The sequence below is a fragment of the Candidatus Omnitrophota bacterium genome (assembly GCA_030688425.1).
GTDB lineage: Bacteria > Omnitrophota > Gorgyraeia > Zapsychrales > JANLHA01 > JAUYIB01.
This window is the reverse complement of sequence record JAUYIB010000012.1, coordinates 777,277-802,564: the sequence shown is the minus strand read 5'-3', so window position 1 is coordinate 802,564 and position 25,288 is coordinate 777,277. Positions and strand designations below refer to the sequence as shown.

The window sequence follows — 25,288 nt, the reverse complement described above, 5'->3', positions numbered from 1 at the left end:
GTTGTTAGGATAGAAAAATCTGGGAGCGGAGGCATTTTCCCGAACGATACAAAACCAAGGAGAGCGTTTATGGATTCGATTCCCCAATCGCCGTCTTCCGTGCCCGACCCCATTGAACCGCAATCCGCTCCGCTCGTCCCGCGTAACATCCTGCTGCTGTATTTTAAGCCGAGAGAATTTTTTGCCAGGCAGATCGCCCTCGGCAAGACGCCGTATCTGATTTTTGTGGGCTGGGTCCTGGGCATGACGCACGTGATCGACAAGATCGACCAGAACATGCTGCGCGCCGACATGGGGCAGCCGCGGCCCGGCTGGGAACAGATCGGCCCTGTTTTGACCGGGTCGTGGGTGAATTTGTGGGCCTGCCTTTTGATTTTCGGGGCCCTGGCCGGATACGTCACCTGGCTGGTGGGCGGCTGGTGGTTCGAGGTGCGGCTCAAGTGGTGCGGGGCGCAGAAACCGGACGCCAAGCTGGCGCGCACTGTCTATATCTATGCGTCCTTTATTTATGCCCTTCCCAACATCCTCCTGCTGTTGTATTACACGGTTGCGTTCCCAAATTATGCCGCGGCCTGGGCCGGGGACGAGTTATGGTCGCTTCTCGTTGTGATCTTCTCGTTTTGGGCCTGCGTGACCGGCTACAAAGGCGCGACAACGGCCTTTGAAGTGCGCCGGTGGCCGGCGAGGATCTGGTTCATGATCCTGCCCATGGTGGCCCTGGTGATTTTTATCGGCGGCTTGGGTCTGCTTTACGCCATCATGACAGGAGGGGGAGCGGAATAACTTATGGCCGGTCCTGAAACGCAAGATCCCGATATCGGCAAGCGCGCGGAAAGAGCCTTGGGCCCGATCGCCGCGGGAATGATCCTGGATTGTGTTGATCTCGCCACGTTCGGCCCGGTCGGGTTGTTCCTGGGGCCGATCGTCGGCGGCGTGGTGGGGTGGTATTTGGCCGGGGCCGCGCAGCTTCCTGAGAAGTGGCGGCTGCCCGCCGCCATCCTGTCGGGCGTGTATTGTATGACGCCGGGGACGGAAATCATCCCTGTGGCGACGATCATTGGGGCCTTGAGCCGTTTCTGGGGACCCTCGGTTCCTGACAAAAAGAATTGAAAAGGTTGCGATGATGTCCTATTTTATTCGGTTATTCCTGATAGCGTTTTTTATTGTTCCTGCTCTGGGGGCCAATCTGCCTGCCGCTGATCCGGCAGTTTGTAAGCAAACCGGCGAAGCCCCGGATTGCATCGGACCCGGGGTCAGCAACGGAGAACAGTGCTGCCTGGGACTTTCGGCCCGGGAACAGAAGGAGGCCTGCGGCCAACCCTACGGGGGATGCGCTTCCGTCTGCGTGGCCTGTGGGGACGGACTCTGTGATGCGGAACACGAGAATGGATGCAATTGTCCGGAAGACTGCGGCGGTCCGTGATTTCAGAGGAGGGGGCGAGCGTTTTCGGAGAGCCGGCCCGCAGCCGGCTTTTTTATTGTCCTGTTAGTTTTCGCAGGGTTTCAAGCAGCAATGGGGGATTGACGGGTTTGGTGAGGAAGGCGTCGGCCCCGAAACGCTGGAAGGTGTCGCCGACATTGTCCCGGGAGGTGAGGACAATGACCGGTTTCCCCTTGGTGGCCTCCCGGCTTCGTAGTTCTTTGATGAGCATAAAGCCGTCCATTCCCGGCATCAGGACGTCGAGGATAATGGCATCGGGGTTTTTGTCCCGCGCCGCCTCAAGCCCTGCCTCTCCCGATGACGCGGTCAGGACCAGGTAGCCGGATTTGGTCAGGGCCTGCTGGACGATCTTCTGGGTGGTGGGATCGTCATCAATGACGAGGATGGTCTGGGGAGGCTGTTCCTGCGGCTTTTTGGCTTTTGTCCAGAATGGCATGAATTTCTCCTTGAAATTATCTTAGCGATATTTTGCCGCAAATTCAATTCAATATTTGCCGTTCGGGTATTATAATGCGATAAGCCAACAGATCAATTTGGATTGCCGCCCATGACATCCCAGACGACAAGCCGTCCTTCCCCTCCACCTCTTCCCGCCCGCCTGCGGGTCAACATCTTTGCCCTGATGATCGCCATGGCTGGTTTCGGCCTGGTCCTGGGTATCGGGTACCTGATGGTTTATTATCTTCCCAAAGCCCTGGCCGAGTATCTGGTCAACAACCTGGAGATCAATGATTCTTTTGTCGGGAAGTTGATCGCCCTCGTCTACGTGCTGGGTTTTTCTGTTTTTACCGTGATGTTCGTCATCCTTGACGGGGAAGAGAAAAAGATCCGGGGAGGGCTGCACCAGTTTTTCAGCGAGCTGGTTGTCAGGAACTACCGTCCCGCGTCCGGCCAGGGCGCGGCCGGTGCCGGCCAGCCCGATCAGGGGTCAGCGCGGGCCGCGGCGTCCGTCAGGCCGAAAGCCGACGCCCTGGAAGACGACTACAAGCAGGGACGCCTCAACGGCACCTACAGGGAATATTTTCCGAACGGCGTTCTCAAAAAGGAGGCGCATTACATCGACGGCAAAATCACGGGTCTTTTCCGCACGTATTATGAAAACGCCCAGATCGAGCAGGAGGCGGTCTACCGGGACGGAAGGATCGACGGCCTTTACAAAGCCTATTACGACAATGGCATCCCCCACCAGGAAAAAATTTATAAAGACGGGAAGCTGAACGGCGTGCACAGGGCCTATGATGAAAAGGGGATTCTGTTTTTCGAGATATCTTATAAGGATGATGTGCAGGAAGGGACGGACAAGATCTATGACCAGTCCGGTGTCTTGCAGTTCATGGACACGTATCGGAGCGGGATTTGCGTCAATCGTAAAACGTATGATGAGTTCGGCGTCTTGAAATATGACCAGAATTTTGAAGAGGAAATGGATGCCGCCCAAAGAACCAAAGTCTGGGAGAATGCCATGGATCGCGAAACCCTGGAAAAAGAGATGCGACGTCAAAGGAAATGATTTTTCTGTCAGGAAGTGAAGTTCTCAATGGCATGATAGACTTTGGCTAACAAGCTGAGGTTTTCTATAAGTTCAATAATTGCAATGTCTTGTTAATTTATCCGTACCAATTGTTAGCTTTTTATCTAATTAGCTTGACATCTAATTAGATTTATGGCAAACTTTAGGCATGAACAAGATCTACAAAGCTCTGTCTGATCCCACGCGGCGGAAAATTTTGGAACTCCTGCGGGAGAAAGATTTGTCCGCGGGCGACATCGCCGCACATTTCGATCTGACGAAGCCGACCTTATCCAAGCATTTTTCCGTGCTGAAAGAGGCCGATCTCATCCAGGGTGCCAAGCAGGGGACGACGATCATGTATTGCCTGAATGTCTCAGTATTAGAGGAAGCCCTGCTGTCGCTGATGAGCGCCTTTAAAATTCAGGGAGGGATGAAAAATGAACTTTAAAAATTTATCCATTTGGCCTGTTGTGGGAATTTTGTTTGTAATGGCAGGGTTGTCGGTCTTTGCGGACGCTCGGGTCGCAAACGAGGCCTTGATACCGATCCATTGGGGCATGGACGGCAGTCCGGACGGTTTCGCCAATAAATCCATCGCGCTTTGGGTCATCCCCAAGATTTCGCTGCTTGTCCTGGGGTTGTTTCTGCTGATCCCTCTGATTGAGCCGCGCAAAGAAAACCTGATGCGTTCCATCAAGGTCTATAACACGATTTTCATCGGCGTATTCCTGATCATGGCCCTGGCGCACGGGCTGATTGTCCTGCATGCCCTGGGCCGCTCCGTCAACGTGTCAACGGTGATGTTCATGGCCATGGGGTCGTTGTTCCTGGTGATCGGCAATTTCATGGGAAAGATCCGCAGCAATTTTCTGATGGGGTTCCGAACGCCGTGGACCCTGTCCAGCGAACAATCCTGGAATAAAACGCATCGCTTGGCGGGATGGATGTTTGTGGCGCTGGGGCTGTTCATGATCCTGGGGCCTGTTATGAAATGGGGCAACGCCGTCACGGTTTACGGCATGGTCGCCGGGGTCGTTTTAACGACCGTCATCCCCGTTGCCTATTCGTTTTATGTCTGGAAAAAGGAAAAGAAATCAGCGGTTTGAATTCAAGGAGGCGATAATGAAAAATTTATGGATGATGGTTGTTGTTGCGGGAAGTTTGCTGATGGCGGGATCCGCGGCCGCCGGGACGCCGGAGAAGGTCCAGACCGCTGTTGAGGCGGCGAAGCAATGGCTGGATTTGGTGGACACCGGCCGGTGGGGGGAGAGCTGGGACACGGCCGCCCCGGTATTCAAAAATGCCGCCGGCAGAGACCAATGGATCGCCATGCTGGAAAGGGCCCGGGGGCCCCTGGGGGATGTGCTGCACAGAAAAGTCCAAACAGCCAATTATCTGACGGCGCTGCCCGGCGCCCCTGCCGGGGAATACGTTGTTATCCAGTTTCAGGTCACATTTAGCGACGGCAAATCCATGGTCGAGACCATCACGCCCATGCTGGATACGGACAATATCTGGAAGGTGTCGGGGTATTATATAAAATGATTTTCAGAAGGCGCAACGATGAAGAAGATCCTTGTCGTGGATGATGAGCTGGAGTTGTGTGACATGATGAAAAAATGCCTGGAGAAGACCGGGCTTTATCAGGTCACATCAACGAACCTTCCGGAAGGCGTGCCGGACCTCTGCCGGACCCTGAACCCGGATTTGGTCCTCATGGACATTGTCATGCCCCGCATGAAGGGGACGGAGCTGATCAAAGTCCTCAGGAGCGCCCCGGAGACGAGGGGGATATTGCTCGTCGTGACCAGCGGGCTTGGAGAGATGGTCTATCATGAAAAGAAAGACAATTGGAAATGGGAGCCGAACCGCGACGTTGTCCGCGATCGCGGGGACGTCCCTGCCGAACGCCATGCCGAAGCGGCCGCCAAGGCCTACGGTGTGGATGATTTCATCGCCAAGCCTTTTACGAGAGAAACCCTTCTTCAGGTCCTGGGGGACGTGTTCGCCCGTTCCACGGCCCTGGGGGAGGATGAGGTGAAGGGTAGGGAAGGCCCGGCCCGGTAAATATTGCCCCCGCCGGGATTTTTTGTCCCGCCCGACCCATCCATTGCGCTTGTGATGGACAAGGGCTTCGTGGATTGATAGGATAAAGGAAATGATTTTCGAATAAGTCGCCACAGCAGCAGACGGAGGAATGATGACCGCTTACCAGTTTTCCCAGGATGAAATTATCCTGATTTTGTCCGTGGCTTTGTGCTTTTGCCTGCTGGTCATCCTTCTTTTGTGGAGGGCCTTGTCGCGGGAGATCAAGAAGAGGGTCACGCCGTCTTTGACATTTGAATTCGATCCGCACGATCTGGGGCTTTATTTAAAGAACGACGGGTCCTGCGGGATCCGCGATATCCGGATCGGCGAGATCGACCTGAACGTCGAGGCCGGATTCACCAAGGTTTTGCGGATGAGCTTTGAGCCGGTGGACATGCTGATGCCCGGAAAATCCATGAGGTTGAAATACCGGCTGTTTGACAAGGGGCAGGAGATCCCGCCGTCGGTCTCCAAACAGGTGAGCGCGTATCTTTCCGCCGGGACCTTTGCCGGCCCGATTTTCTGCAAAAACGCCGACGGTATCAGATTTGAGCTTTCAGTCGTGAAGAGGAAAGAGGGCTTTTTTCTGATGAATGTCAAGCCGCTGTGACGTCGATCCCGGCGGCTTTTTCTTGGGGTTGAGGGTCAACGGCAGTATTCAAAAAGCACGGACAAGAACGCTTCCCGGTCCATCGAGTCGAGATACTTCACGGCCCCGGCCTTCAGGCAGGCGGCCTTGGTTTCTTCCAGGAGCTTATTTTTCCCCTTCCGAAACCATCCTTTGGGTTCTTCACCCTTGTTTTTGAGATAGAACAGGATCGTCATGTCCTGCAGGAGCACGTAGGAGCGCAGGGAATGGATGATCTGATGCGCCGGAACGCCTGGCCGCGAGGCGTCCAGGATCAGGACATCCGGATGATGCCGTAAAATCTCTTCGATAAAATTATCCTCTTCCTTCATGACGTCCACCTGCGCGTCGTACCCGAGTTCCCGGAATTGTTTGAGGGCTAAAGGCACTCCCGCCTCCAGGCCGTCTTGGAGAAGAACTTTTTTGTGACACTCTGCCCGGGATTTTTTATCGAGGATTTGTTCGATGACATCGACCAGCTTCTGCCCGTCGAAAGGTTTGACCAGAAACGCCTGGATGCCCATCCCTTCGAAATCCTCTGCCCTGTTGGCGTAAGCGGTCATCACGACCACCGGGATTTTCGACAGGGTGCCGCGTTCCTGGAGCGTTTTGCAGAGGGTGTAGCCGTCCATTTTCGGCATGACGATGTCCGTGAGGATGAGGTCCGGTTCTTCCTCCTCGAGCATGGTCAGCCCGTCTTGGCCGTCAAAGGCCAGCCGGGAATCAAAATCCGCCCGGGCGAGCCGCCAGCTCATGAACTGCGCCATCTCTTTTTCATCATCAATGATCAGGATCTTCCCTTTCATGGCACTGCCTCCTGACGCCCCTTTTTGTGTTGCCGTTAAAATAAAAAACCTATCCCAAATAAACAGAGGATAGGCAGTCATTACCAGACATAGTTGTCGATGCCGATTGATATGGCAACTGGCTGCCCCCCTGGAATCCGCAAAGATTCCGAGCGGGCCCTATAGCTTTGCGTCCCCACCTTACGATGGGTTTGCCTTTATCATACCATAGGACTCTCTATGACAAATATAAACTATTTTGACGCAGATTTCAACGCGGTTTGTCCCGGGTCCCCGGAGGCATCTCTGGGAGAGAAAGGACGGATTTCCCGGCGGTATATTTTTTAGTGATGGACACTCCCCCCGTAAATTGTTAGGATGAGCATAATTAAAATTGGCGGGAGATAAGAATTTTGTTCGGGGATTTCGGGAGGTATGGACAAGGCAGCCGAAAGAGCGAAAAGGGGGCGGGTGCTGGTGCGGGTGATGAAGGCCGCGCGGGCGTTGATCCGCTGTCTGCCCCTGGGGGCGGTGTCCGCTATCGGGTTTGTGGCCGGATGTCTTTTTTATATTTGCAGCTCGTCGCAGCGGCGGCTTGCGCGGCAGACCATGGCCGCGGCCTTTCCGGATATTTCCCGCCGGGAGCGGGCCGGTATCGCGCGGAGTTTTTTTATCAACATGCCACGGGGCGCGCTGGAGACCATGTGGTTCTCCAGTCATTTGTCGTCTCTGGGGAACGTGACCGTCGAAGGAATATCCCATCTGGACGCGGCCCTGGCGCAGGGCCGGGGGGTCATGGCGATCTCGGCCCATTTCGGCAATTTTCCTCTCCTGCACCTGAAGCTGGCCCAGACGGGTTATCCGATCTATGTCATGTCCCGCCCGATGCGGGACCCGGCGGTGGGAAAATATCTGAACGACCTGCAAAGTAGATGCGGGATCGAAACGATCCATTCCTTCCCCCGGAAAAGGGCGATCAGCGAGACATTGGCCCATTTGCGGGGCAATCACATCGTACTGATCCAGATGGACCAGGATTTCGGCGATGAAGGGATCATGGTGGACTTTTTTGGGAGGCCCGCGTCCACGCCGACCGGTCCGGTGGTCCTGGCATCCCGGGCAGGATCACCGATGGTCCCCATGTTCATTTTCCGTACCGGCGCCGGCCGGCATTGCGTGAAGATCCTGCCAGCGCACGAGATGGTGATTCTCGGGGATCAGGAGGCGACAGTGAAGGCGAATGTCCAGGCCTTGACCGGGATCATCGAAGAACAGATCCGACGGGCGCCGCAGGAGTGGGCGTGGATCCACCGGCGGTGGAAGTCCGGCCAGGAGCCGGAAAAAGCAGATAAAAAAATCTCTTGACAAACATAGATACCTCGGCCATAATTACTTCCAGTACGAATAGAAGCAGTAAGTAGAGGAGACAACACTAGAAGCCGGAAGGCGGAAGTTGAATCGCCTTGCGGCTTTTTTATTGTGCCGATATTTACTCGCGAATTTACCTCAGGAAAGGAGGAACGTAACATGACCAAAGGTACAGTCAAATGGTTCAACGACCAAAAAGGCTATGGATTTATTACCCCGGAGTCGGGCAACGATGTCTTCGTGCATCACAGCGCGATCAAGGGTGAAGGTTATAAATCATTAGCAGAAGGCCAGAAGGTGGAATTTTCCATCACGACCGGCCCGAAAGGCGAACAGGCCGTCGATGTCGTAAAGTTGTAATCGACCCCAAGGCTTGTCCTTGAAGGGGGCCCGGTGACACAATCACCGGGCCCTTTTTCTGTCCGCAGCTTTTTTCCCCCTCTCATGCTCGCCGCGGTATCCTTCCAGAATTTTTCAGGCGGCAACCCTGCCGTTTCCTCCGATAGGGATATACAATTTTTTGATTTTCATTTATAATACAACGGTTTTTCAACGTTTGCTCAGGGGGAAACCCGATGCGGCCAGTCATTCTGTTTTCTTCCTTCCTCTTTATTCTGCGCGCCAGCTTGTCCTGGGCGGCCCCTGTCCCGGGAACTCCGTCTGACGCCTCCGCAGCCTCATTAACTTTGAAAGAATGCTATCGCTGGGCCCTTCGGCAAAGCGAAACCGTCGCCATTCAGCAGAAATCCATTGAAGAAGCCGAAGGCCGGTTTTTGCAGTCGTTGAGCGGGGTCCTGCCGGACGTCACCTACATCTATTCGGACAGACGGCAGGACGGGAGGAGCAACGCCAACGGTTTCACTCTCCGTGAAGTCCCGGAAAGAAAATTTACCTTCAGCCAGCCGCTGTTCTCCGGTTTCAAGGAATTCGCCGCCATCGCCGGCAGCCGCGCCGAAAAGCGCCAGCGCCGGCATGAGAAACGCCGCGCCGAGGAGACGCTTTTCGTGGATGTGGCGGACGCGTTTTATTTCTTTTTGAGTTATCAGGAGGACGTGGAAACTCTGTCCGAGGTGCGTCAGGCGCTGGTGGACCGGGTCAAGGAACTGAAAGAACGTTTTGATCTGGGCCGTTCCCGGGCCAGCGAAGTGGCCAGCGCCCAGGCGCGCTTGAGCCGCATCGAGGCCGATCTGGAATCCGTCAAAGGCGACTGGATGATCGCGCGCCAACTGCTGGGATTTTTGACCGGGCAGGAAATTGTTTCTATCCATGACGACCTGGAGACGGTAGCGGTCCCCGTCAAAGGAAATGATCTTGCCAAGGCCGAAAACCGGGATGACGTCCGGGCCGCGTTCGAGGCATGGAAGGTCGCGCAGAAACAAATCGTGGTTGCAAGAGCCGGATTTTTCCCGGAGGTGAGCCTCGATGGGAACTATTACGACAAGCGCGTAGGGAATTCTTCGGGCGTTGACTGGGATGTCACGCTGTCCATTGATGTCCCGGTATTCCGGGGCGGGGAGAACACCGGTAAGGTAAGGGAATCCAAGGCCTCCGCTGGCAAAGCGCAGTTAATTTACCTGGAAACGCGCCGTCGGGCCGCCCTGGAGATCGAGAACGTGTACACCAATCTGGAAGTGGCATTACTCAAGGAGAAGGCCCTCCGCGCGGCTTACGACGCGGCCGATGAAAACTACAGGCTCCAGCTGGACGATTACCGCAAAAATTTGGTCAACAACCTTGATGTCCTGCAGGCCCTGGAAGACCTGCAGGAGATGCGCCGGGCCTGGACCGCGGCCGCCAAGGATACCAAGCGCCTTTATTGGAACCTGCTGGTGACAACAGGAGAATTGCGTGACACTCTCGGACCTGTCGATTAAACGCCACGTCTTCGCCTGGATGCTGATGCTGGGGCTGATGTCTTTCGGCTGGATCAGCTTTCAGCGGCTGGGCATCAGCCGCCTGCCGGACGTGGATTTTCCGGTGGTCTCGGTGCGCGTCACCTGGGAAGGCGCCGCGCCCGAAGTCATGGAGACCGACGTGGTGGATGTCGTGGAGGAAGCCCTGATGTCCGTCCAGGGCATTCGGGACATGTCCTCATCCATCCGGCAGGGCCAGGCGAGCATCACCGTCGAACTGGAGCTGGAACGCGACATCGATGTGGCGGTCCAAGAAATTCAGACCAAACTTTCCCAGGCCCAGCGTCGGCTTCCCGATGATATCGATCCCCCCATCGTCACCAAAACCAACCCTGAAGACCAGCCCATCATGTGGGTGACGGCCACGTCGGACATCCCGTTGCGCAATCTGATGGATTACGTGGATAACCATCTGGAAGACCAGTTTGCCACGGTCAACGGCGTGGGCGAGGTGTTCATGGGCGGATTTTTGGAAAGGAACCTGCGCGTGTGGATCGACGCCGTGAAGCTGAATGAACATCAGCTGACGGTGCTGGACGTGATCACCGCCATCGAACAGGGCCATGTCGAGCGCCCCGCCGGGCGGCTGGAGACGTCGACCACCGAACGCAACGTCCGCGCCATGGGCGAGGCGCTGAACGTCGCGGAATTTGAGAATATCCCCATCACCCGCCGGGGCGGGCAGCCGATTTATAAGCCCATCTTCATCAAAGACGTGGCGACCGTGGAGGACGGCCTGGCTGATATCCGGCGCATTTCACGCACCAACGGCAGGCAGGCGGTGGGCCTGGGGATGCGCAAGCAGCGCGGGGTCAACGAAGTGGCTGTCGGCGAACGCATTCTCAAACGTCTCGAGGAGATCCGCAAGGACGTGCCGGAAGGGATCAAGCTGAACCTGACCGTGGACCGCACAAAATTCGTCAAGCAGGCCATTGAAGAGTTGAAATTCACGCTCTTGCTGTCGGCCCTGGTCACCTCCGTGGTCTGCTGGCTTTTCCTGGGATCATGGACAGCCACCATCAACGTGCTGTTGGCCATCCCCACGTCGATCCTGGGGACGTTTATCTTTATTTATTTTTTGGGATTCACGCTCAACACCTTCACGATGCTGGCGCTTTCTCTGGCCATCGGGATCGTTGTCGACGACGCGATCATGGTCTTGGAAAACATCGTGCGCCACCGCGAAAAAGGGGAGGAGCGGATTGAAGCCGCGCGCAAGGGGGCGAACCAGATCGCCTTCGCCGCCATGGCCACGACCGCGGCGATCATCGCGATCTTTCTCCCGGTCGCGTTCATGTCCGGGGTCATGGGAAAGTATTTTTTTCAGTTCGGGCTGACGATTTCCGTGGCTGTCGCCATTTCTCTGCTGGAGGCCCTGACGTTGACGCCGATGCGTTGTTCCCAGTTCCTGGAGGTGGGCGAACACCAGACCTGGCTGGGGAAAACCGTCGACCGCGGATTCAAACGTTTGGCGGCCGCTTATCACGACGGGCTGGAGTGGACATTGTCCCGGAAAGGGTTTGTTGTCATCGGGTCCTTGGCGTTTTTTCTCGCGTCGCTATTGCTGGTCAAATTTTTGAACAAGGAATTCGTCCCTCCGCAGGACCAGAGCATGTTCTTTTGCCGTCTGAAAACGGCGACCGGGTCTTCCATCGACTTCACCGATGAAAAATTCAAAGAGGCCGAGGCCTTTCTGCAAAGCCGTCCCGAAGTGGCAAGGTATTTTTGCGCCATCGGCGGGTTCGGCGGGGGGGAAGTCAACGCGGGACAGATTTTTGTGATCCTCAAAGAGCCGCACGAGAGGCCGGTGACGCCGCCTTACAAGCGCCGTCCCACGCAGAAAGACATCATGGCGTATTTCCGCAAGGAATTCGGCAAGATCGCCGGCCTGGAGACCAGGATCCAGGACCCATCAACGGGCGGACTCTCCGGCCAGAGGGGGTACCCGATTGAATTGACCCTGCTGGGGCCCAACCGGGACAAGCTGATCGCGTTCAGCGAGCAGATGACCCGGAAGATGTCGGGCACGGGATTGATGACCGATGTGGACAGCGATTACGATGAAGGGATCCCGGAGATCCAGGTTTATCCCGACCGCACCCTGGCCATGGAACGGGGGGTGGACATCGAGTCCATCGCCCGCACCGTCAATGCCATGATCGCCGGCGAACGGGTGGGCCGGTATACCCAGGGCGGCCGGCGGTATGACGTGCGGGTGCGGCTCGTTCCGTCCCAGCGGGCACAGGCCGAGGACATCCAGAAACTGTGGGTCTGGAACGATCACGGGGAGCTCGTGCAGTTAAAAGACCTTGTTGTTCTCAAAGAGAAATCAACGCCCACCACGATCAACCGCCGCAGCCGCGAGCGCGCCGTGACCCTGCACGCCAACGTCGCGCCGGACAAGTCCCAGGCCCAGGCCATTGAAGCGGCGCAGAAAATCGCGAAGGAAATTCTGCCGGAAGGTTACCGGGCCGTTTTCCGGGGCAGCACCCAGACGTTCCAGGAGTCCTTTTCCAGCCTGTCCTTTGTCCTGTGGCTGGGCGTGCTGGTGGCGTACATGATCCTGGCGTCGCAGTTCAACGGGTATAAAGATCCGTTCATCATCCTTCTGGCCCTGCCTTTCAGTCTTTCCGGAGCGTTTTTGGCCTTGTGGCTGACCGGCCAGTCGTTGAACATTTACAGTTTTATCGGGATTATCCTTCTTATGGGGATCGTGAAGAAGAACTCGATCCTGCTTGTGGAATTTACCAATCAACTGCGGGACCAGGGCAAGGGCTTGCGGGAATCTCTCTTGGAGGCGTGCCCGATGCGCCTGCGGCCGATTTTGATGACGTCTTTGGCCACCATTTCCGCCGCGCTTCCGCCGGCGATGGCCCTGGGGCCAGGCGCCGAGGCCTTGCGCCCCATGGCCATCACCGTTATCGGGGGGATGATCGTTTCCACGTTTTTTACGCTCTTTGTGGTCCCGGCGGTTTACAGTATGATCCGCGCTTCATATCAACCCCGCGAAGGGGAAGCGGCATGATTCAGATTTCAGAACACCGGAGGAAACGCAAGAAGGGGAGTCGAAGCAACTGAAAATCGGCTGTGATCAGGTCCATGAGGGGAACTAAAACAGGAGTATCACTTCGATTTGAGTAAGTGCCTGGGAAGCAGGCCAGAGGGGGGGAGGCCATGAATAAGCCAGTTATTTTAGTGGGCATCGGCGAGATGGGAGGGGTATTTGCCCGGGGGCTCCTCAAGACCGGCTACCCCGTTTATCCGGTCACCCGGGCCATGAACCTCAACGACGCGGCCCGCGAGATCGCGGAATTGGAAGCGGTTGTCGTCGGCGTGGGGGAGAAGGATCTGCCGGCTGTCCTGGAAGCTTTGCCCTCGGCGTGGCGCGAGAAATTGATCTTGTTGCAGAATGAGCTTTTGCCCCGGGACTGGACAACGCACGGCCTGCATGATCCGACGGTCATTTCGGTCTGGTTCGAGAAAAAGCCGGGACAGGATTTCAAGGTTCTGATCCCATCCCCGGTTTTCGGCCCGCAAGCCGGGCTGGTCCATGACGCGCTCGGCTCTTTGGGCATTCCCTGCACGGTCCTTCCGGGGACCGATGCCCTTCTTTTTGAGCTCGTTCTTAAGAATCTCTACATTCTCACCATCAATATTTCCGGTCTGGTCGCCGGCGGGACCGTGCAAGAGCTCTGGTCCAGGCACCAGGATCTTGCCCGAGCCGTGGCGAATGATGTCCTCGATGTCCAGGAGTGGCTCACCGGCAGGGCGTTCAATCGTGAAAAACTCGTCGCCGGCATGCTCAGGGCCTTTGACGGCGACCCCCAGCACAAATGCCTGGGCCGCACCGCCTCCGCCCGGCTTGAACGGGCCCTCCAGCAAGCCCGTGAGGCCGGCCTGGCTGTCAGAAAGCTCCACGAGATCGCCGATATCAAAAAGTAGAGACGGGTCTCATTTTTTTAATCCCAATTCCCCGATCCCCCTCTTCCAGGCACCTTTTGTTTTATAAAATACTCTTGAATAAAATGAAGTCGACAAGATCGCCGATTTTGCAGGCGGGAGGGGAGAAGCGCGGCTGGTGGGTTGAATCCTGTTTCTTGTTTAATTATTCTTTATGTCCAGATTCTTGGGATCAAAACCAAGGTTCCTCAATCGTGGCGCGGCCAGGGCGGTGACCGCGACCACCAGCAGGGTCACCACGCCGCCGGCCCACACGCAGGGGATCACGCCGATCCAGTGAGCCACCAGGCCGCTCTCAAAAGCCCCGATTTCATTGGAAGCCCCGATAAAGATCCAGTTCACAGCCGCCACCCGGCCGCGCATGTGCTCCGGCGACATCAAACGCAGGATGGAGCGGCGGATGACCATGCTCACCCCGTCAAAGACTCCGCTTAAGAACAGAGCGAGCAGCGACAGCGCGAAATTTCTCGAGAAGGCGAAAACGATAATGCTGAAGCCGAAACAGGCCACGCACAACAGCAGGTTGCGGCCGGCACGGCGTATGGGCGGATGGTGTGTGGACCAAAGCATCACTATCAGCGCCCCCAGCGCGGGCGCCGCTTCCAGAAAACCCAGCCCGCGCGCGCCGACATGCAGGATGTCCGTGGCAAAGATCGGCAGGAGCGCCACGGCCCCGCCGAACAAGACGGCAAACAGGTCCAGGGCCATGGAGCCGACCAGGGCCTGCTCTTTGAGCACGAATTTGACGCCCAGCTTGATGCTCTTGAAGATAGATTCGTCCTTGGCGATGGCCGGATAGGGCTTGGCCGGGATCCGGCAGGTGAATATCCAGGACATCGCAAACCCGGCGGCGATGACCAGATAGGTTCTTCCCGGGCCAAAGGCCTCATAGGCGAACCCCACCAGCGCCGGGCCGATCGCCGAACAGGACAGCCAGGTGCTTCCGATCCAGGAGGTGGCGTTGACCGTGAGGTGTTTGGGCACGACCTGGGCTTCAAACGCGGTCATGGCCGGGTCAGCAAACCCCCGCGCGATGCCGGCCAGGAAAATGACGCCATACAGCGCCGACACATGGACAGCGTGAAGATTGAAAGTGATGAGAGCCAGCAGCAGGCCGCAGAGGACCGACACCGACCGGGTCGCCAGCAGGATCGTGCGCCGGTCCCACCGGTCGGCCACATAGCCGCCGTATAGCGACAGGGAAATCGCCGGAATGGCTTCGACCAGTCCCAGGATCCCCAGCGCCAGGGCGCTGTGCGTGATCTGATAAATTTGCAGGCCGATGACAACGATTGCCGCCCGGTTGGCCAGGGTAAAAAACGCGATCGATCCCAGAAAATAACGGATTTCCGGGAGTTTTAGGGCGGCCAGGGCCGCGTGACGTTGCGGTGGGCTCATAGGATATGATTGATGGATGATGTAAAGGTCTATACTCTAATACCGCCAGGGAAGTTTGTCAACACAGTGGCCATTTCCCATCGTGGTCATTGGCCCCGGGCATCTCCGGCCTTGTTGCCCTTGGGCATAATTTCTTCTTGTCTATTTCCCTGTTCCTGAGTAAAATGGTTTCGCTTGAATTGACGTTTGTGTGAGAAAAGGGGAGGCCGTTATGCGAATCCTTCTGATCGAAGATGAGCTGAGAATCGCGGCGTTCATCAAGCGCGGGTTGACGGAAAAGAAATTCATTGTGGACGCGGTGCGCGATGGCGAAGAAGGCCTGTTCCAGGCTGAGGTCAACCCCTATGATCTCATCCTCCTTGATCTCATGCTCCCCAAAAAAGACGGCCTCGCCGTTTGTAAAGAACTCCGCAATAAAAAGATCAATGTCCCCATCCTGATCTTGACCGCGCGGGACGCCGTGAAGGACCGGATCAACGGCCTGAACTGCGGTGCGGACGACTATCTGAGCAAGCCCTTCGCGTTCGGAGAACTCCTCGCCAGAGTCCATGCCCTGCTTCGCCGCAACCGCAGCGAGAAGACCAGCGACCTCACTCTTGCCGATCTGCATGTGAACATGCTCAGCCACGACGTCCGCAGAGCCGGGAAGAAGATTGTCCTGACCACCAAGGAATACGCCCTGCTTGAGTATTTTATGCTCCATTCCCGCCAGGTAGTGACCCGTACGATGCTTTCCGAACATGTCTGGCACGAGGATTTTCACAGCCTCAGCAACGTCATCGACGTCCATGTCCGCAATCTCCGCTGCAAGGTTGATGACGGGTCCAAGCTGAAACTGATCCACACGATTAGGGGAACGGGATACATTCTCAAGGATTAATGAGGCCGCGATTTACGGAGCGATAGCGAACGTAAGTCGCTGGCCGCCTGCCTGCCGACAGGCAGAAATTAATCCCAGCGCCTTGCCCAGCCATGCGATTGGGCAGCTGGGGTTAAGAATTTTTCCCTATGATTTTGTTCAAGCGTCTTTTTCCCACCGTCGTCTCCTGCTCATCGGCCGTGCTCCGGCGTCTCCGGGCCGCGGTGAAAATGCCGGGCCGCGCCGTGTTGTCCGCGTCGCATCTCGGGATGCGGCTTCTGCGCCGGCCCACCTCCGCCAAAATTCGGTTGAATTCACTGGAATTTGAGATCAGCGTGATGTACACCGTCATCTTGGGCATGATCCTGGTCGTGTTCAGCGGGCTGTTGTATGTGATGCTTTTCTTTACGCTTTATACTGAGATGGACAACGAGTTGAAACTCAAGGCCGAACGTATTGTTTTTACCGTCAACACCTACCTGGAGATCAAGGGCCAGGCCCCCTCCGCCCTGGCCTTTGCCGTCGACAAAACGATCTCCGAGCAGGGGAAGCGGCTGAGCCGCTGGTGGATCATGGGGTTCGAGCGCCGCTGGTTTAAACAGATTGACCGGCTGGACCTGGAAGAGGATTATGTGAATTTCCTCTCCTGGGACAAACAGCCCCTTTTTCGGGCGAAAAGCCTGCCGACCGACCTCCTGACGCTGTTTTTGCAGAACGCCGATCTCTCTTCCAGCGGGGGGGCCGCGTTCAAGAATGTCACGTACAATCGCCGGCGGATCCGGCTGATCAACTATCCCTGCGGGTTTTACGGAGGGAAATATATCCTCCAGGTCGGGGTTTTCCAGACCCCGATCGCCGAGGCCGCCCTGAACTGGCTGAACTCGGTGATCATCAGCGTGCCGATCATCCTGCTTTTGACAAGTTTTGTCGGGCGGGTCCTGGCCCGCAGGATACTGACCCCCGTCGAGATCATCACCGCGGCCGCGCAGAAGATCACCCATGAGGATCTGAGCGCCCGGGTGAAAACCTGGCATCCGTATGAGGAGATGGAGAACCTGAGCCAGGCATTCAATGACATGATCGCGCGGCTGGAAAAATCATTCAAGTACATCGAGGAATTCAGCTATCAGGTCGCCCATGAGCTGAAGACACCGCTGACCATCATCAAGGGGGAGGCGGAGGTGGGGCTGTTGAGCCGCCGTAGCCATCAGGAATATCAAAAGGCGTTGAAGATCAATCTGGAAGAGACGGACCGGATGCTGCGAACCATTGAGAGGCTGCTGTATCTGGCCCGGCTGGATTATCAGCCCGGTCTTTTTAAGTTTGAAGAGGTGGACCTGGGGGAATTCTTGCGGGAAATCCATGAGCAGGGAAAAATCCTCTGCCTTAGCAAGCGCTTGGATGTCCGGCTGATGCTCCCGCGGGAGCTGTTGACGGTCAAGGCCGACCCTCTGCACCTGCGGCGCTTGTTCCTGAATTTGCTCGATAATGCCCTGAAGTTCACTCCCGCGGGGGGGACGATCGACATCAGTGCCAGGGCTGAAGGGGAAAATGTCGTTGTCTCGGTCGCAGACACCGGGCCAGGGATCCCTCCGGAACTCATGCCCAAACTTTTTGAACGGTTCTTCCGGGGTGATGAATCGGTCGATGGATGCGGGCTGGGGTTGAGCATTGTCCGGTCCATCGCCAAAATTCATAACGGGACCATCGACATCGACAGCCAACCGGGCCGCGGCACAACGTTTTTTGTCACCCTGCCCCTGGCCTGACGCGCCCTCCGCCGCATGAAGAAAATTCATTTTATCTTCACCTTCCTTTCATTTCATCTGATGTAAGCTTGAGATAAAAGGAGGGTGCCCAATGAAAAAGCGAATTCTGATCATTGATGACGAAGATGCCATCAGGGAGAATTATGCCCGGTTGTTCCGGTCCGGCGGCAACCGGTTGTTTGACGTCCTGGAGGCGCCGGACGCGGTTAAGGCCACGAATCTGCTGATCCGGGAGAGGGTGGATCTGATTCTGCTTGATCTGCGGATGCCGGGGATCGGCGGCCAGCGGATTTTTGAAGTGATCCGGGAATATGATCCGCACTTGAAGGTGATGGTGGCCAGCGTTTTTCCGGAAGAGAGGCAGCGGCAGTTGGTCCCCGACGCCACTGAATACTACGACAAGTCCCAGGGGCCGGTCAAGCTCATGGAAAAAGTGATAGAAATTCTGTTCATGTGACCTATGTCCGGCGGCGCCGTTCAAGCGCCGGACACGGTTGTCCCGGATGCTCCACAAAACCGAAAGCCAGGGGAATCGCTTCCCTGGCTTTCGGTTTTGTTACGGCTCCTTGGGAGGAGTTGGTTCAGCGTTTTGGGGGAGGGCTGGACCGGGGTGCCACGGATTTAGGGACTTTGCCCGTCATGGAAGATTTGCCAGGCCCCGCGGTCCGGGCGGTGTTTGTGGGTGACGGTCCGGTTGTTCCCGCCGCTCCCTCGGCATCGGGCGGGGAGACGGTCTCAGCGGACTGTCGTTTAGCTTTTTTGACGTCGCTGATCGACCGGCCGAGATTCAGGTTGAGTTCCCGGGCCACTTGACCCCATCCCCGTTTGTGTTCTCTCTGGCGCGTGCCCATGACCGTCTGGATGTTCTGGTCCGTGATCCCGCCCGGCAATTGTTTTGCCAATGAGAGGACGATGCCGATTTCTCCATAGCCGATGTTTTGGTTCCGCAGGTTGCTGATCTGCCGGTCATCGACCTGAAATTGGTTTTTGAGTTTTTGGGTGACGGCCTGTTGCCCTTCGTTCGTCTGGGCCTCGGTCTCTATCGGAGCGGCCGTCTCTTCCAGCTTGGCCTCTTCGGCCTTGAAAACCGCCGGGTCGTCTGCGGCGAGAAGGGTGGGTAGCGGTCCTCCCATCAGGGTCACGGCAAACAATAATGATGCGTATTGATGTTTCATTGTTGGCCTCCTTTGGGCGTTAGAAATGCACATTGCCTCCGGCCAGGACTCCGGTGTCCGGGCTGCCGTCCGACAGGCCGACACGGAGCCCTACGAAGATGTCACAGGCATCGTCCGGTTCGTGCGTGACATAAAACGCCAGGGCGCTGGGGTCATCGACGTCGTCAACCAGGGCGGTCCGGCCCTCGTAAAATACGCTGGCCGTTGTCTGGTCTGTAAAGGCGTACCCGACCCCGAGGTCATAGGCGAATTCGTTGTCGAGATCGGTCCCGGGCGGTTCGCCGATAAACGTGTAATAGAGATCCGCGTACAGCCGCCACGTTTCGTTCAGGGCTTTCGCGCCCTCGAGGCCGATGGTTTCGTCAAATTCACCGGTCCCCAGGCGTTTGTCTTCATCGGCCGACGGGAACTTGATCCTTCCTAAACCGGTCAGATCAAAAGGCGCCGAAGCGCCTTGTTCCGTTAGGCGGTACCTTCCGGTCATGAGGATATCGCCAAGCCCGTCGGCTTTTTGTTTTATGCCGGCCGCTGAACGGCCTGTCCGCAGGGGGACCCCGCTCAAGGCGCTGACCCCTGGGCCGCTTTGCTGGTAAATGTAGGGAACGGTCAGGGCCGCGTCCCAGCGCTCGAAATTACGCCGTAAGGTGAGAGGGATGTAGACCGTGTTGGTGGTCGTGTTGGTCCCAAAGTCACCGGTTTCATAACTGAGGGAACTGGAGAAGGTCCAGTCTTTCTGGGGGAGGGAGGAAGACGTAGCCCCCTGTGCGTTGCCATCGGATGCATAAGCCGCGGCAGGGCATAACGCCATGGCGATAGCACATGAGATAAAGAATGGCCGCATGGTAAACCTCCCTTGTTGGACGATGTCGCCTTCTTCGGTGTTTGCGGGAGAATTATAGGAAAATCGACATGAAAAGAACATGAAGAAAGAATGAAAAAGTCTTCATGAAAAGTTTTTTCATGAGACGTTTTGCCCATCGGCAGGGGGACTCCTGTCGCCGAAACAGGAATTTTTTGCTGGCTGGATGGCGGATTTTCATTATAATGAAAAAGGTCGTCTCCTGATCTCGACGGGAATTTTTTCCGCCAGTTTTACGCCACCTGAAGAATGAACGCCCTCACTCTCATTATTTTTGCCGCAGCCGCATTCATCCTGGCGTACCGTTTTTACGCCCGCAGGATCGAATCGATTTGGGATGTGGACCCTTCCCGCCCCACGCCCGCGCATACCCGCTGTGACGGCCGTGATTTTGTTCCGGCCAAACACTGGCTGATTCTTTTCGGTCACCATTTTTCCTCCATCGCCGGCGCCGGGCCGATCGTCGGGCCGATCATCGCCCTGACCGTCTGGGGCTGGCTGCCGGCCCTGCTGTGGGTGGTGTTCGGTTCGATCTTCCTGGGCAGCGTGCATGATTTTGGGTCTCTGATGATGGCGGTGCGGGAAAAAGGGACTTCGATCGGCGATATCGCGGAGATGACCATTTCCCGGAGAGCCAAACTTCTGCTTTCGATTTTTACCCTGCTGGCCCTGATCCTTGTCGTGGCGGTCTTTGCCTACTTCGCCGCCGATACCTTTGTCAAAGAGCCGGACATCATCATCCCTTCGCTGGGGTTGATCCCGGTCGCTGTTATTACCGGATTTTTTTTGTATAAGCTCAACGCCAACACGGTCATTGTTACGATCGCCGGGCTCCTGGCCCTGGCCGGATTGATGAAACTCGGCGCTTTGTTCCCGATCGATTTGGGCGCCAACGCCCTGACCGTGTGGATGGTCGTCCTTTTGGTTTATTGCCTTTTCGCGTCGGTAGCCCCCGTAAACATTCTGCTTCAGCCGAGGGATTATCTGTCCAGCTACCTGCTGTTTGCCGGGATTTTGCTGGGGGTGGCGGGTCTTGTGGTCACGCGCCCCGCGATGAACACCCCGGCCTTTACCGGGTTTGACAGTCCGATGGGGTGGCTGTGGCCGATGATGTTCATCACCGTGGCCTGCGGGGCCAACTCAGGTTTTCATTCGTTGATCGCGAGCGGGACGACGTGCAAGCAATTGTCCAGCGAAGCCGACGCCAAAAAGATCGCTTTCGGCGGGATGCTGCTGGAGGGTTTTCTCGCCGCGCTGGTGATCGCGATCGTGGCCGGCGGGTTCAGCCTGGCGGAATTTCACGCGCATGTCGCGGCCAAGTCGTCTCCGGTGAACATGTATGGCCTGGGGTTCGGCAAGGTGACGTCTTCGTTCTTGGGCGGATGGGGGGGAGCGTTCGCGATCATGGTGCTCAATGCCTTCATCCTCACGACCCTGGACACCGCCACGCGCATTGCCCGGTATATCGCCGAAGAATTGACCGGGATCCGCAACAGGTATCTTTCGACGGTCACGATCGTTGTCCTGGCCGGATGGCTGGCGCTCGGCAAGGACAGCGTCAACACCCCGATCTGGCAGGTCATCTGGCCGGCCTTCGGCGCGTCCAATCAGCTGGTCGCGGCGCTGGCGCTGCTGGTGATCACCTGCTGGCTTTTGGGCAAGAACAAGCCCATCCGTTACGCGCTGCCGCCGGCGCTGTTCATGCTGGCGACATCCATGACCGCCCTGGTCTTTCAATTGGGGGGTTACTGGCAGAAAAAACAGATCGTGCTGATTGCCGTTTCACTGGTCTTGATCGTTTGCGCCCTGTCTCTGGGGTGGGAAGTCCTGAAAGTGTTTCGCAAAAGGAAGTAAGCGCGAGACGTGCCGTCGATCGTTATTGATTTTATTCACGCCCGGGGGACAGGTGAAGGAACTTCCAACCATACAAACGGAGCGGTTGATTTTGAGGCCATTCCGTCCAGACGATGCCTTTCGCCTGTCCCAACTGCTCAACGACAAGATTTTTGCCGAGAACACCTGCCGGATCCCGTATCCTTACGAGGAGCACACGGCTCGGGTCTGGATCGCGACTCAGCAGGAAGCGTTTTTGCAGGGAGACGAGTTGTCCCTGGCGGTTGCCCTGAAAAACGGTGGACCGTTGATCGGCGCCACGGGTGTGATGCACTTCAATGATCCGGTCAAAGTTCCCGAGCTCGGCTTTTGGATCGGGCGGGAATATTGGGGCCGCGGCTATTGCACCGAGGCCGCCCAGGCGCTGCTCGATTATGTTTTTTCCGCCTATCCCGTCACAGAAATCCAGGCGCACCATTTTGTCCATAATGCCGCTTCCGGCCGGGTCATGCGGAAACTCGGGATGGCCTATCTGGGCCGCTTTCAGCGGTTCATCGAAGGGCATCTCAACCGGGACGCACAGATCGAGGTTTATTCCATTCGCAGGGCCGCGGGGTGAGGAAGAAAAAGGATTTTCAAGAAGTATGTTCGGAGGAAGATTTCTGTTATAATGTCGGTGTTATTTGAGACGGAGGCTTTATGCAGGAAAAACGCGCGTATCACCGTTTGAAGGTGGGAATCCCGATGAAATTCCGCGTTCCGCCGCAGGAACGCGAGATCGAGACGTCCACGCTGGACATCAGCGGAACAGGGGTTTCGTTTTCGGCGAAGGAGGAGTTGAAACCGAGGCAGGAACTTCTGATGTATCTTCTCCTCCCGGAGAAGGACAGGATCGAGATCCACGCCAAGGTCGTCCGTGTCGAACGCAATCCGCAGGACCAGTCCCATTACAATGTCGGGGTGAGGATCATCGATCCGATCAAGTTCGACGAGCGGGAGTTCGTGCGGTTTTACGCGGCCAAACTCAAAGAATTCTTCACGGCTGTCTAAGCTCCCTTTCGCGGCAACCTCTTATTTTCCCTTGGAATTGAACCGGTATCCGGTCCCATGCGCCGTCGTGATGTAAGCGGGCGAGGCGGGATCGTCCTCGATTTTCTGCCGGAGCTTGGCGATGTGCTGGTCCAGGGTTCGGGTCGTGCCTTCATATTGGATCCCCCAGCCTTCGTCCAGCAGGGTGAAGCGGTCCACCACTTCGCCGTCGTGTTCAAGGAAAATTTGCAGGAGATGGACCTCCCGGGGGGTCACGGGAAAGGTTTTTTTCTTTTTTGTCCCCGTTAACGTTTTTGGGTTGACGGTTATGTCGCCGAAGCTGAACGGGTCGTCGTTTTTCTCGCGCCTGGGCTTGGCCTGGCTGCGGCGCAGGGCCGCGCGGACGCGGGCCAGCAGTTCATTGACGCCGAAGGGTTTGACGATGTAATCATCCGCCCCGATTTCCAGCCCCACCACTTTGTCCACTTCCTGTCCTTTGGCGGTCAGCATGAGGACCGGCACGGTCGCGTTCTTCTTGCGGATCTCTTTGCAGACCTCATACCCGCTTTTGCCGGGGATCATGATGTCGAGCAGCACTAGGTCCGGCGCGTTGGCGGAAAAAAGCCCTAAGGCCCGGTCTCCGTCCGTGGCGGAGGAAACAGTGAAGCCTTCGCCGGTCAGCAGGTCCACCAGGCCGGTCATGATGGCCACGTCGTCTTCAACGACCAAAATTTTTTCTTTCATTGTGACGCCTCCAGGCAAGGGAGTTTAACCTGAAAAATACTTCCGCCGCCGTCGCGGGGAATACAGAGAATTTCGCCGCCGTGATCGCGCGCGATGCTCTGCGCGATCGTCAGCCCCAGGCCGGTGCCGCGGGTCTTGGCGGTCAGGCTGTCGTCCACGCGGTAGAATTCTTCAAAGATGCGCCGGGCATGCGCGGCCGGGATGCCGATCCCCCGGTCCATGACGTTGATCAGGACGCTCCCGTCTTTTTTGACGATCTCGATGTCGATTTCTTTATTCTCTCCGGAATATTTTTCCGCGTTTGACAGGAGATTCAGCAGGACCTGCCGGAGCGCTTCTTCATCGGCCTTGACGCGCAGGCCGATCGCCGCGCCGGCAAAGGTCATCTGAAAGCCGATGTATTCCAGCCGCACGCGCTGGCCTTCGAACACACTGCGGCATAACTCTACGATGTCAACCTCTTTGAACCGGTAGGTTTTTTGTTTGCGGCCCGTGAGGGAAAAGTCCAGGACATTGTTGATCAGCCGCGTCAGCCGTTCCGATTCCGAGAGCATGATGTCGAGATACTGCCGGCGTTTGTTTTCGTCGGGCTGGCGGCCCTCCTTGAGCATTTCGGTGAACATGCGGATGGACGTGAGCGGCGTTTTCAGTTCGTGCGAGACCGTGGCCGCGAACGTGGTCTTCTGCTGGGCCAGGCGGATCTCGCTGTCCAGGGACCGCAGGACCAGCGCCCCGCCGGTGACGATGGAGACCAGGAGGATGGAGATCAAGACCCAGGTCAGGACCTCGGTCGCGCGCGCTTTCGAGGAAATGGCGCGGGGGTCGGTCAGATAAGCGGCGACTTCCCATCGGGGGAGGATCTCGCTGATCTCCGCGGCCGCAAACGGCCGGTGCCAGTCGATCGGGTTTTTCTGGTCCGGCGTGATCAGCGGCTTGCCGTTTTCATCCAGTACGGTCAGGACCCGGGTTTCGGAATAGATAGGAGGCAGGGCGCGCACGATCCGCTCCACGAGACTCTCCTGGTTGAGGAGACAGCCGTAGATATGTCCGCTGCCGTCCTTTTTCCAGAACAGCAGCCGCAGTTTTTCCTTGATGATAAAGGGGATGATCCCGCTGTCGGACTTGGAAACGATCTGACTGAATTTGAGCGATTCGGAAATGAAGATGGACTCTTCGGGTTCCATCCTGGCCTGGGCCTGCTGTCCCGCGCTTTTTTGCGGATAGATGTTTCTTTTGGAAACGGTCTGCCCTTTTTGGGTGGCCTCGGAATACACTTCTTTTTGCAAGGGTTCATATTGGGCGAACTGGCTGGCTGAGTATTGTTCGCCGATGGCGTCGGACTTCTGGGCCCGGCTGCGGGAGGCCAATTTGGGAGATGAGGATTTTTGTTGCATGGCCTGCTGGTCTGAGGAATCTCCCCAGGAGGTTGTTTGATAACGGGGCGCTTCCTCGATGATCTTGTCTTTATATGCCAGGGCGATGTTCTGGTAGACCGGTGTCGCTTCCAGGTCTTTGAAAAAATCCAAACTCCACCGGATGAAAAATTTTTCGCTGGCAGAGACCTGCGCTACCTCCGAAGGCCAAAGCAACTCCCGGTTGGGAGACAGCAGAAAGGGGATATCCACCAGGTCGGATGATTTTTTCCAAAGCGAGACCTGGAACGCCTGGTCGGTCTGCTGGGGCCGGAAGGTGAGGGTGCGGTTCAGTTCCTCCTTGGCCGCCGCGAGCAGTCCCGTCACGGCGGATGCCGTGTGGCTGGTTTCCGCCGACAGGGTGTCCTGCAGGCGTTTTTCCAGGAAGGCTTCCTCACGCGCCACCGTGCGGATGGCCAGGATCCCAAGAAGAAAACTGGGGACCACGACCGCGAGGATGAACCAGATGCCCAGATGGATTTTGAATTTGGATGATTTCATGTTAGGAGCATTC

At 56.8% G+C, this 25,288-nt stretch carries 26 protein-coding genes and 1 riboswitch; of the genes, 19 read left to right on the top strand and 7 right to left on the bottom strand.

The window, feature by feature from the left end:
* Positions 1 to 69 precede the first annotated feature (69 nt).
* Together Q8Q08_04890 and Q8Q08_04885 are read left to right on the top strand one after the other, a co-directional pair.
* Positions 70 to 783 (top strand): YIP1 family protein, encoded by a 714-nt coding sequence (locus tag Q8Q08_04890; protein MDP2653350.1) that lies wholly within the window; start codon positions 70 to 72, stop codon positions 781 to 783.
* Between the two features lie 3 nt (positions 784 to 786).
* Positions 787 to 1,110, top strand: coding sequence for a hypothetical protein (locus Q8Q08_04885; GenBank protein ID MDP2653349.1), 324 nt, complete (start codon positions 787 to 789; stop codon positions 1,108 to 1,110).
* A 365-nt stretch (positions 1,111 to 1,475) separates the two neighbouring features.
* Here the strand turns inward: Q8Q08_04885 and Q8Q08_04880 are convergent, their stop codons facing one another.
* Positions 1,476 to 1,877: a response regulator gene (locus tag Q8Q08_04880; GenBank protein MDP2653348.1), complete on the bottom strand. Its 402-nt coding sequence runs from the start codon at positions 1,875 to 1,877 to the stop codon at positions 1,476 to 1,478.
* 111 nt (positions 1,878 to 1,988) lie between these two features.
* Here Q8Q08_04880 and Q8Q08_04875 point away from each other — a divergent pair, with 111 nt between their 5' ends.
* From Q8Q08_04875 to Q8Q08_04850, 6 genes are all read left to right on the top strand, one after another.
* Positions 1,989 to 2,951 (top strand): toxin-antitoxin system YwqK family antitoxin, encoded by a 963-nt coding sequence (locus Q8Q08_04875; protein MDP2653347.1) that lies wholly within the window; start codon positions 1,989 to 1,991, stop codon positions 2,949 to 2,951.
* Positions 2,952 to 3,120: 169 nt separating this feature from the next.
* Complete coding sequence (locus tag Q8Q08_04870) at positions 3,121 to 3,402, top strand: autorepressor SdpR family transcription factor (protein ID MDP2653346.1); 282 nt, start codon at positions 3,121 to 3,123, stop codon at positions 3,400 to 3,402.
* The gene (locus Q8Q08_04865) at positions 3,392 to 4,060 is read left to right on the top strand and encodes an SdpI family protein (GenBank protein ID MDP2653345.1); all 669 of its coding nucleotides are present in this window, start codon (positions 3,392 to 3,394) and stop codon (positions 4,058 to 4,060) included. Before Q8Q08_04870 ends, Q8Q08_04865 begins: the two co-directional genes overlap by 11 nt.
* Positions 4,061 to 4,076: 16 nt before the next feature.
* Positions 4,077 to 4,499 (top strand): DUF4019 domain-containing protein, encoded by a 423-nt coding sequence (locus tag Q8Q08_04860; GenBank protein ID MDP2653344.1) that lies wholly within the window; start codon positions 4,077 to 4,079, stop codon positions 4,497 to 4,499.
* Between the two features lie 18 nt (positions 4,500 to 4,517).
* Positions 4,518 to 5,021 (top strand): response regulator, encoded by a 504-nt coding sequence (locus Q8Q08_04855; GenBank protein MDP2653343.1) that lies wholly within the window; start codon positions 4,518 to 4,520, stop codon positions 5,019 to 5,021.
* A gap of 130 nt (positions 5,022 to 5,151) precedes the next feature.
* Positions 5,152 to 5,652, top strand: a complete 501-nt coding sequence (locus tag Q8Q08_04850) for a hypothetical protein (GenBank protein MDP2653342.1) — start codon at positions 5,152 to 5,154, stop codon at positions 5,650 to 5,652.
* 35 nt (positions 5,653 to 5,687) lie between these two features.
* Here the strand turns inward: Q8Q08_04850 and Q8Q08_04845 are convergent, their stop codons facing one another.
* A complete protein-coding gene (locus tag Q8Q08_04845; GenBank protein ID MDP2653341.1) occupies positions 5,688 to 6,476 on the bottom strand; it encodes a response regulator in 789 nt (262 codons plus the stop codon).
* Between the two features lie 110 nt (positions 6,477 to 6,586).
* A riboswitch (cyclic di-GMP riboswitch) is annotated at positions 6,587 to 6,682 on the bottom strand.
* Positions 6,683 to 6,890: 208 nt separating this feature from the next.
* On the opposite strand from Q8Q08_04845, the gene Q8Q08_04840 reads away from it, so the two are divergent.
* The 5 genes from Q8Q08_04840 (at position 6,891) to Q8Q08_04820 (ending at position 13,678) form a co-directional block, all read left to right on the top strand.
* Positions 6,891 to 7,820: a lysophospholipid acyltransferase family protein gene (locus tag Q8Q08_04840; protein MDP2653340.1), complete on the top strand. Its 930-nt coding sequence runs from the start codon at positions 6,891 to 6,893 to the stop codon at positions 7,818 to 7,820.
* 162 nt (positions 7,821 to 7,982) lie between these two features.
* Positions 7,983 to 8,183, top strand: coding sequence for a cold-shock protein (locus tag Q8Q08_04835; GenBank protein ID MDP2653339.1), 201 nt, complete (start codon positions 7,983 to 7,985; stop codon positions 8,181 to 8,183).
* Positions 8,184 to 8,398: 215 nt separating this feature from the next.
* Positions 8,399 to 9,697 (top strand): TolC family protein, encoded by a 1,299-nt coding sequence (locus tag Q8Q08_04830; GenBank protein MDP2653338.1) that lies wholly within the window; start codon positions 8,399 to 8,401, stop codon positions 9,695 to 9,697.
* The gene (locus tag Q8Q08_04825; protein ID MDP2653337.1) at positions 9,672 to 12,761 is read left to right on the top strand and encodes an efflux RND transporter permease subunit; all 3,090 of its coding nucleotides are present in this window, start codon (positions 9,672 to 9,674) and stop codon (positions 12,759 to 12,761) included. The genes Q8Q08_04830 and Q8Q08_04825 overlap by 26 nt, the downstream gene beginning before the upstream one ends.
* Before the next feature lie 149 nt (positions 12,762 to 12,910).
* Positions 12,911 to 13,678 carry a hypothetical protein gene (locus Q8Q08_04820; GenBank protein ID MDP2653336.1) on the top strand — a complete coding sequence of 256 codons (768 nt, stop codon included), beginning with the start codon at positions 12,911 to 12,913 and terminating at the stop codon, positions 13,676 to 13,678.
* A 159-nt stretch (positions 13,679 to 13,837) separates the two neighbouring features.
* Here Q8Q08_04820 and Q8Q08_04815 read toward each other — a convergent pair whose 3' ends face one another.
* Positions 13,838 to 15,094, bottom strand: coding sequence for an MFS transporter (locus tag Q8Q08_04815; protein ID MDP2653335.1), 1,257 nt, complete (start codon positions 15,092 to 15,094; stop codon positions 13,838 to 13,840).
* A gap of 211 nt (positions 15,095 to 15,305) precedes the next feature.
* On the opposite strand from Q8Q08_04815, the gene Q8Q08_04810 reads away from it, so the two are divergent.
* The 3 genes from Q8Q08_04810 to Q8Q08_04800 all read left to right on the top strand — a co-directional run bounded on the left by Q8Q08_04810 (position 15,306) and on the right by Q8Q08_04800 (position 18,179).
* A complete protein-coding gene (locus tag Q8Q08_04810) occupies positions 15,306 to 15,974 on the top strand; it encodes a response regulator transcription factor (protein ID MDP2653334.1) in 669 nt (222 codons plus the stop codon).
* Positions 15,975 to 16,102: 128 nt separating this feature from the next.
* Entirely contained in the window at positions 16,103 to 17,722 is a 1,620-nt protein-coding gene (locus tag Q8Q08_04805; protein MDP2653333.1) for an ATP-binding protein, read from the top strand.
* 91 nt (positions 17,723 to 17,813) lie between these two features.
* A complete protein-coding gene (locus tag Q8Q08_04800; protein ID MDP2653332.1) occupies positions 17,814 to 18,179 on the top strand; it encodes a response regulator in 366 nt (121 codons plus the stop codon).
* Positions 18,180 to 18,303: 124 nt separating this feature from the next.
* On the opposite strand, the gene Q8Q08_04795 is transcribed toward Q8Q08_04800, so the two are convergent.
* Entirely contained in the window at positions 18,304 to 18,897 is a 594-nt protein-coding gene (locus tag Q8Q08_04795; GenBank protein MDP2653331.1) for a hypothetical protein, read from the bottom strand.
* Positions 18,898 to 18,916: 19 nt separating this feature from the next.
* Positions 18,917 to 19,738 (bottom strand): transporter, encoded by an 822-nt coding sequence (locus Q8Q08_04790; GenBank protein MDP2653330.1) that lies wholly within the window; start codon positions 19,736 to 19,738, stop codon positions 18,917 to 18,919.
* A 267-nt stretch (positions 19,739 to 20,005) separates the two neighbouring features.
* Between Q8Q08_04790 and Q8Q08_04785 the strand changes: the two genes are divergently transcribed.
* The 3 genes from Q8Q08_04785 (at position 20,006) to Q8Q08_04775 (ending at position 22,639) form a co-directional block, all read left to right on the top strand.
* Positions 20,006 to 21,610 carry a carbon starvation protein A gene (locus Q8Q08_04785; protein MDP2653329.1) on the top strand — a complete coding sequence of 535 codons (1,605 nt, stop codon included), beginning with the start codon at positions 20,006 to 20,008 and terminating at the stop codon, positions 21,608 to 21,610.
* 91 nt (positions 21,611 to 21,701) lie between these two features.
* Positions 21,702 to 22,208 carry a GNAT family N-acetyltransferase gene (locus Q8Q08_04780; GenBank protein ID MDP2653328.1) on the top strand — a complete coding sequence of 169 codons (507 nt, stop codon included), beginning with the start codon at positions 21,702 to 21,704 and terminating at the stop codon, positions 22,206 to 22,208.
* Between the two features lie 80 nt (positions 22,209 to 22,288).
* Positions 22,289 to 22,639 (top strand): PilZ domain-containing protein, encoded by a 351-nt coding sequence (locus tag Q8Q08_04775; GenBank protein MDP2653327.1) that lies wholly within the window; start codon positions 22,289 to 22,291, stop codon positions 22,637 to 22,639.
* Positions 22,640 to 22,660: 21 nt separating this feature from the next.
* Here Q8Q08_04775 and Q8Q08_04770 read toward each other — a convergent pair whose 3' ends face one another.
* Both Q8Q08_04770 and Q8Q08_04765 read right to left on the bottom strand, forming a co-directional pair.
* Positions 22,661 to 23,362 carry a response regulator transcription factor gene (locus Q8Q08_04770; protein MDP2653326.1) on the bottom strand — a complete coding sequence of 234 codons (702 nt, stop codon included), beginning with the start codon at positions 23,360 to 23,362 and terminating at the stop codon, positions 22,661 to 22,663.
* Positions 23,359 to 25,275 (bottom strand): HAMP domain-containing sensor histidine kinase, encoded by a 1,917-nt coding sequence (locus Q8Q08_04765; GenBank protein MDP2653325.1) that lies wholly within the window; start codon positions 25,273 to 25,275, stop codon positions 23,359 to 23,361. Before Q8Q08_04765 ends, Q8Q08_04770 begins: the two co-directional genes overlap by 4 nt.
* Between the last annotated feature and the right edge of the window lie 13 nt (positions 25,276 to 25,288).